This window comes from Bradyrhizobium sp. (genome assembly GCF_049691595.1).
In the GTDB taxonomy this organism is placed as follows: Bacteria; Pseudomonadota; Alphaproteobacteria; order Rhizobiales; family Xanthobacteraceae; genus Bradyrhizobium.
This window is the reverse complement of the sequence record NZ_JBAVNZ010000121.1, coordinates 1-7,445: the sequence shown is the minus strand read 5'-3', so window position 1 is coordinate 7,445 and position 7,445 is coordinate 1. Positions and strand designations below refer to the sequence as shown.

The window sequence follows — 7,445 nt, the reverse complement described above, 5'->3', positions numbered from 1 at the left end:
CGCTGGTACCCGTCACCGCCGCGATGGTCGGGGGCTGCCGTGGATAGAATCTTGCCGCCGCCAGCGCCAGCGCGCGGCGCGGATTCGGCGTGACGACGAAGGGCACGCGGCGAGCGCCCCGCGGCGGATGGTCGCCCACGACCGCGACCGCGCCGGATGCGATGGCGGAATCGATAAAGCGCGAACCGTCGGTCTTGCTGCCGGCCAGCGCGAAGAACACATCGCCCGGCTTCACGGCGCGGCTGTCGAGCGCAAGCCCCGTGACCTCGGTCGCGTCTGCGACCACCACGGCTTCCGCTTGCGGCTCGATCGTGGCGTCATCGCCGAAGAGGTCGCGAAGTCTCATGATCTTCCAGTCCGGCCGGCCGGCACATCAGGGCGCTTGGGAAAGTAACGCCTTACTGGGTTGTCCTCGATGCCGCAAGAATAAGGCGGTCGGACGGCGGCAGATCGAACCGCGGCTCAATCCCCAGGATCGGCGCGATGCGGGCAATAACCTTGCCGCCGGTCGGCACCGCGTTCCAGCCGGAGGTAATAAAGCCGTGAGTTTCCGGCAGCGCCTTCGGCTCGTCCAGCATGACCAATAGCTGATATTGCGGATTGTCGGCCGGAATGATGGCGGTAAACGAGTTGAGCACCTGTTTCCTGGAATAGCGTCCGCCGACCACCTTCTCCGAGGTGCCGGTCTTGCCGCCAATATAATAGCCCTTGACGTCGGCCTGCCTGGCGGTTCCGATCTCGGCGTTCAGCCGCATCAGATAGCGCATCTTTTCGGACGTCTCCGACCTGATCACCTTCTTCGCGATCGCGCTGGCTTCCTCCTCCGATCGCTTCAGGAAGGTTGGCGGGATCAGATAGCCGCCGTTGACGACGGCATTGATGCCCATCACCGCCTGCAGTGGCGCTACCGCGATGCCGTGACCGAAGGCGATGGTGATGGTGTTCAGTTCGCTCCAGCGCCTGGGCAGGATCGGGGATGCGCTCTCCGGCAGTTCGGTGCGCAAACGGTCGAGCTGGCCGAGCTTCTTCAGGAAGGCCTTGTGCGCCTCGACGCCCTGTCCCAGCGCGATCCGCGCCGCGCCGACATTCGAGGAGAAGGTGAACACCTCCGACAAACTGATCGAGCGGCCGAGCGGATGGGTATCATGAATCGTGAACTTGCCGTACTGCAGCGCGCCGCGGGCATCGTACATCGTGGTCAGCGTGGCCTTGCCGGAATCCAGCGCCATCGCCAGCGTCAGCGCCTTGAAGGTCGAGCCCATTTCGAACACGCCGGTGGTCAGACGGTTGATGCGTTCGGGGTCGTGCGCCTCCCTCGGATTGTTGGGGTCGAAATCGGGCAGCGACACCAGCGCCACGATCTCGCCGGTCTTGACGTTGGAGACGAGGCCGGAGGCCGCCCTGGCCTTGTACTTTTCCCTGGCCTTCAGCAGCTCGTCACGCAAGGCGTGCTCGACGCGCAGGTCGACCGACAATTCCACCGGCTTCTGCAGGCGGTCGGTGGCAAAGCCCGCGCGGTGCAGATCGGCCAGACCGTTATTGTCCAGCCATTTCTCCATCCCGGCGATGCCCTGGTTGTCGATATTGACGAGCCCGATCAGATGCGCGACTTCGGCGCCGGTCGGATAGACGCGCTTGTTCTCGCGCAGGAAGCCGATGCCGGGAATGCCGAGGCGATGGATGTTCTGCTGCTGCTTCGGCGTGATCTCCCGCTTCAGCCAGACAAAGCCTTTTCGCGACGACAGGCGGTCGCGCACTTCGGCGGTGTCGAGGTCGGGCAGCGTCGCGGTCAGGAGCTCGATGGCTTCGTCCTTGTCGATGATGCGGCGCGGCTCGCCGAACAGGCTGGGCGCCTTGACGTCGGTGGCCAGCACCTCGCCATTGCGGTCGACGATATCCGGCCGCGCGGTCGCAATCGCATCCTGCGAGGCGGCGCGGCGCGCGCCGTGGCTGTCGGCGCCGACCGCGAACATCACCAGCCGGCCGGCGAGCACGGCATAGACCACGGCAAATGCCAGGATCGCCAACCCGACGCGGGCGCGCGCCTTTGCGGCACGGTCGACATTGCGCCCGTACAGCAGGCCTCGGATCAGCCGCTGCCGCCACGGTTCCGCACGCCTTCCGGTGGTGGGCGCTCGGCCGGTCATGGCTTATCCTTCCGCCCCGGCACCGAACCGGTCACATCAGGCGCACCGGCGGTCGCCTCGATGGTGTTGATCATCGCGCCGATCGGATCGGGATCGCCCGGCCTGGCAAAGTTCGGTGGCCTTTCGGGAAGATTCTTCAACGGATCATGTTGCGTCGCGTTGATCGGTTTCAGCGCCAGATGCCGATCGGCGAGGCCCTGCAGCCGCAACGGCGCATCGAGCCGGGCCCATTCCGCGCGCAGCGCGGCAATGGCGTCGCGCTGCTCGCGGATCTCGGCGTGCAGGCGCAACACGCGCTCGGTACGCGCGGTCGATTCCATCTTGATCCGATAGACGTAGGCGGCGGCGAACACCAACATGCCGATCACGAGGAGGTGGATGATCCGCATCGTCAGCCTCCCCGCATCACGTCGGCGAGAACAGGCCATGCCGGCAACGCGCCGGCCGGATGCGCCGGCGCCGCGGTGCGCTCGGCGGCGCGCAGCTTGGCCGAGCGGGCGCGCGGATTGGCCGATATCTCCGTATCGCCGGGCGTGACCGGACGCCTGGTCAGGATGTTGAAACTCGGCGCCGCCTGCGCCACTTCAGGCAGATGCCGCGATCCGGCGGCAGCCTTGCCGCGCTGGCTGAGGAAATTCTTGACGATGCGGTCTTCCAGCGAGTGAAAGCTGACCACGACCAGCCGTCCGCCCGGCTTCAGGACGCGTTCGGCGGCCGAGAGTGCCCGGTGCAGTTCGTCAAGCTCTTGGTTGACGAAAATCCGCAACGCCTGAAACGTCCGCGTCGCCGGATGAATCTCGTGCGGCTTGGCGTGCACGACCCTGGCGACGATGGCGGCCAGGCCTTGCGTGGTCGTGATCGGCGCTTGCTTGCGCGCCGCGACGATGGCGCGGGCGACGCCGCGCGCGTGACGCTCTTCGCCGAAAATGTAGATGATATCGGCGAGATCGCGCTCGGACGCCTTCGCCACCACCTCCGCCGCGGTCGGACCATCACGGCCCATCCGCATGTCGAGCGGGCCGCCAAGCCGGAAAGAAAAACCGCGCTCGGCCTGATCGAGCTGCATCGAGGAAACGCCGACATCCATCACGACGCCGTCGACCGCGTCGAGGCCCTCGGCGGCGCAGATTTCGGCGAGGTTGGAAAATCGATCCTCGACCAGGGTCAGCCGTCCGCTGGAGCGATCGACGAGGCCGAACCCGCCGGCAATCGCCGCGCGGTCGCGGTCAATGCCGATGACGCGGGTACCCGCGATGTCGAGGATCGCGCGGCTGTAGCCGCCCGCGCCGAAGGTGGCATCGACATAGATACCGCCATGGCGGGGGCGCAGCATCTCGACCGCCTCGCGGGAGAGCACGGCGATATGATGTGAAGCGATGGATGTCATGCGCCAGCCCCGGGCATGTTCCGGCAGGGGAAAGAGAAACTGGACGCGAACGGGCTCATTGCGCCTCCAATCTCCGGCCTTCGAGGGACCTTTTCGGTCAAACAGCCATTTCGGGGCGCGATCGCCGGTCCCCGCCCCGGCCCGCAAAACCTGATCGCCGACCGGAATTTGCTGGGCTTCCATGGTATTTTGCGTGAAAGCAGGGCTCGGCCGTCCCCCAAAACCGGTTCGGCGCTTCACCACTCAGTAACGGCATTTAGCGTTAAGAAAGCGTTGACGATCGGCGCGGCGTCTTGCATGCCGCGTGGAAACGCGCTGATGCAGGGCGCACACACTCCGCCAAAATACGGGGCGGAGCGCGGACGCCGGATTGCGCGGACAACAAGGTAAAGGAATGGTAAACTCGATTCGCTGTTCCTGAATGCGATTTGCCGTTATCCTTCCCGGTTCGAGTTTTCCGATGCCTCCTGGTTCGTTCACATCTGCCGGTATTGATTCGAAGCGTCAACGCGCCCTTCCCGTTCCCAGGGCCAACGCGGACATGAAGACATTCGTCCCGGATTCCTCGATCGCCTCCGACGTCATCCCGTCGGCGAATTACGGCGAGCGCAACGACGGCCGCCAGCCCGACATGATCGTGCTGCACTATACCGGGATGCCGGATATGGAAGGCGCGATCGCGCAGCTCTGCAGCGCCGGCACCGACGTTTCCGCCCATTACATCGTGCTGGAGGACGGCCGCATCGTGCAATGCGTTCCGGAAAGCAAGCGCGCCTGGCACGCCGGCGTTTCCTGCTGGGCGGGCGAACAGGACATCAATTCATGTTCGATCGGCATCGAGATCATCAATCGCGGTCACGACTGGGGCTATCCGGATTTTCCGCCGCGCCAGATCGCCGCCGTGATCGCGCTGTGCCGCGGCATCATGCTCCGCCGCAAGGTGCCATCCCATCGCGTGCTCGCGCATTCCGACGTCGCGCCGGCACGCAAGAAGGATCCCGGCGAAAAGTTCCCGTGGCACTCGCTGGCCAATTCCGGCGTCGGCCATTGGGTGCAGCCGGCGCCGATCGCGCCCGGCGAAGCGCTCAAGCTGGGCGGTATCGGCGACGATGTCATTGCTCTGCAGACAGCCTTCGCCCGGTATGGCTACGACGTCCCGACCCATGGCAAATATGACGGCGCCACCATGGAAGTGGTCACCGCGTTCCAGCGCCATTTCCGTCCCGCGCGGGTCGATGGTGTCGCCGATCACTCGACCATGAGGACGCTGCACGCGCTGCTTGCGAGCTTGCCGGCCGAGGCCATCGTGGTCGCGGCGCGATAGCGTCCGGACGATTCGGCGCGGCTGTTGATTTCAATCAAGCGTGACCGGCGCTTTTTCGGCGACAAGCCGCGACAACGGCATGAGGACGGGATGGGTCGATGTCATTTGAGCGAGTCCTGCGGTGGGCACTCGTCGCAATCGCCATCGCGGGATTGGCAGTGGGGATACTTGCCCTCCTGACCGGCCGCCCGGACCTCGCCAATCTCTGCTGGACGCTTGCGACGGTGCCGGTGGTGGCGGGATTGGCGGTCTCGATCGCACGGGACTTCCTGAGCGGGCGGTTCGGCGTCGATGCGATTGCACTGGTGTCGATGAGCGCCGCGCTCGCACTTGGTCAGCCCCTGGCTGGCGCCGTGGTGGCGCTGATGTATTCCGGCGGAAACGTGCTGGAGGATATCGCGGTTGCCCGCGCCGAGCACGATTTGCGTTCGCTGGTCGATCGCGCGCCCCGCGAGGCCCGTCGCTGCGTCGACGGCCGCATCGAGGAAGTGCCGATCGGTACGGTAGCGGTCGGCGATCGGCTGCTGGTGCATGCCAGCGAAGTCGTTCCGGTCGATGGCGTCGTCACCTCGGGCACGGCAACGATCGACGAGTCCGCACTGACAGGCGAACCGATCCCCGTCACGAAGGCGTGCGGCGCCGCCATTCTCTCCGGCTCCCTGAACGCTGGCGAGAGCTTTGAAATGACGGTGTCCGCGGTCGCCGGCGAAAGCACCTATGCGGGCATCGTGCGCCTCGTGACCGCGGCCCAGACCGCCAAGGCGCCGTTCGTGCGGCTGGCCGATCGCTATGCGTTGATCTTGCTGCCGGTCACGCTCGCGCTTGCCTTCGTCGCCTGGCTGATCTCTGGCGATCTGCTTCGCAGCCTGGCCGTGCTGGTCGCTGCAACGCCGTGCCCACTGATTCTGGCCGCACCCGTGGCCTTCATCGCCGGCGTCGCCCAGGCGGCGCGGCGCGGCATTCTCGTCAAGGGCGGTGGCCCGCTGGAGGCACTGGCGCGCGCCCATACCGTGCTGTTCGACAAGACCGGGACGCTGACAGTCGGCGGCGCACGGCTGCTTTCCGTCGAGGTTGCGCCGGGCGAGACGGCCGATGAGGTATTGATGCTCGGCGCTTCGCTCGAACAGGCGTCGCATCATGTGATCGCAGGCGCCATCGTTCAGGCGGGGACCGAACGCGGCCTGTGCCTCGCGCTGCCCGAACAGGTCAGGGAATCCATCGGCTCGGGGCTGCACGGTGTGATCGATGGACGGCAGGTCAGCGCGGGTTCGCGTGAAATGATCCTTGCCGGCGGGCAGCTTGCCGAATGGGCATCGCGGGCGATACGGCGCGCCTCGTGGCGATCGGCGCTGATCGTATTCGTCGCGGTCGAGGGCCGGCCGGTCGGCGCATTGCTGCTCGCCGACGAACTTCGTTCCGATACGCCGCGGGCCATCCGGCTGCTGCGCGACGCGGGCATCGCTCGCATCGTCATGGTCACCGGCGACCGCGCCGCGGCCGCGCAGGCGATCGGCGCCGCGCTCGATCTCGACTCGGTGCTGGCCGAACGCGTTCCCTCCGACAAGGTCGATGCGGTGCGCTCCGAGCAGCGGCTGCATCCGACCATCATGGTCGGCGACGGCATCAACGACGCCCCGGCGCTGGCCGCGGCCGACGTCGGGATCGCGCTTGGCGCCCGTGGCGCCAGCGCCTCGTCGGAAGCAGCCGACGTGGTGATCCTCGCCGACCGCCTCGATCGGGTCGGCGAGGCGATCCTGATCGCGCAACGGGCGCGGCGGATCGCGATCGAGAGCATCGTCGCCGGTATGGCGCTTTCCGCGCTGGCGATGCTGGCGGGGACATTCGGCTGGCTGATGCCGGTCCCGGCGGCCATCGTTCAGGAGGTGATCGACGTTGCCGTGATCCTCAATGCCCTGCGCGCCTTGAGCCCCGGTCACGGCGCCACCAGGAAGAGCATGACCGCCGCGGCCGGCCGCGAACTGCATCGCAACCACCTTGCGCTGATCGGCAATCTCGACCGGCTGCGATCGATCGTCGATGCGCTCGACGATGCCGCCCCGGAGCGTGCGGCCGTGCTGATCGCCGAGGCGAACCAGCTGGTACAAGAGCAGGTGGTCGCACACGAGCGCGACGACGAGGGCCACGTCTATCCGCAACTCGCCAGGGTTCTCACTGAGAGCCACGGCCTCTCGGCCATGAGCCGGGCGCACCGCGAAATCCTGCATCTTGCCCGGCTGCTCGCCCGCGTGGCCGAGGACCTGCCATCGGAGAAAGTCGACCGCTATCTCATTCGTGACGCCCAGCGCCTGATCGAGGCGGTCGAGACCCTGGTACGCCTCCACACCGCGCAGGAAGAGGACATCTACGAGGCCGTCGCGGCACCGTAGGATCGACAAGATATGGCAGGACGGATCGCCCGGTCACCTTGATGCCCGGCCTTGTCCTGCCTTTTGTCGGCCATGACGATCCAGAATCGAGCCCGGCTTTTGCAATTGGCTAACTAATGGCCATCCAGCTCCGCCATCCGCCGCGCATAGAACCGCCGCAGCGGTTCCAGTTGCGTCGCCGCTGTCGCCGCCCGATAGGC

General features: G+C 66.4%; 6 protein-coding genes. 2 read left to right on the top strand and 4 right to left on the bottom strand.

Going from position 1 to position 7,445, the window contains the following annotated elements; all coding sequences use genetic code 11:
- The 4 genes from WCE35_RS05500 to rsmH all read right to left on the bottom strand — a co-directional run.
- Window positions 1–346 (bottom strand): Mur ligase domain-containing protein (locus tag WCE35_RS05500; protein WP_424592335.1); only part of this gene is annotated, 346 nt, incomplete at its 3' end.
- A 52-nt stretch (window positions 347–398) separates the two neighbouring features.
- The gene (locus WCE35_RS05495; RefSeq protein WP_424592334.1) at window positions 399–2,147 is read right to left on the bottom strand and encodes a peptidoglycan D,D-transpeptidase FtsI family protein; all 1,749 of its coding nucleotides are present in this window, start codon (window positions 2,145–2,147) and stop codon (window positions 399–401) included.
- Complete coding sequence (ftsL, locus tag WCE35_RS05490; RefSeq protein WP_424592333.1) at window positions 2,144–2,536, bottom strand: cell division protein FtsL; 393 nt, start codon at window positions 2,534–2,536, stop codon at window positions 2,144–2,146. Before ftsL ends, WCE35_RS05495 begins: the two co-directional genes overlap by 4 nt.
- Before the next feature lie 2 nt (window positions 2,537–2,538).
- On the bottom strand, window positions 2,539–3,534 hold the full coding sequence (gene rsmH / locus WCE35_RS05485) for a 16S rRNA (cytosine(1402)-N(4))-methyltransferase RsmH (protein WP_424592332.1): 996 nt from the start codon (window positions 3,532–3,534) through the stop codon (window positions 2,539–2,541).
- A 460-nt stretch (window positions 3,535–3,994) separates the two neighbouring features.
- Here rsmH and WCE35_RS05480 point away from each other — a divergent pair, with 460 nt between their 5' ends.
- Window positions 3,995–4,858: an N-acetylmuramoyl-L-alanine amidase gene (locus tag WCE35_RS05480; RefSeq protein ID WP_424592331.1), complete on the top strand. Its 864-nt coding sequence runs from the start codon at window positions 3,995–3,997 to the stop codon at window positions 4,856–4,858.
- 98 nt (window positions 4,859–4,956) lie between these two features.
- Complete coding sequence (locus tag WCE35_RS05475) at window positions 4,957–7,245, top strand: heavy metal translocating P-type ATPase (protein WP_424592330.1); 2,289 nt, start codon at window positions 4,957–4,959, stop codon at window positions 7,243–7,245.
- The last annotated feature ends 200 nt before the right edge of the window (window positions 7,246–7,445 follow it).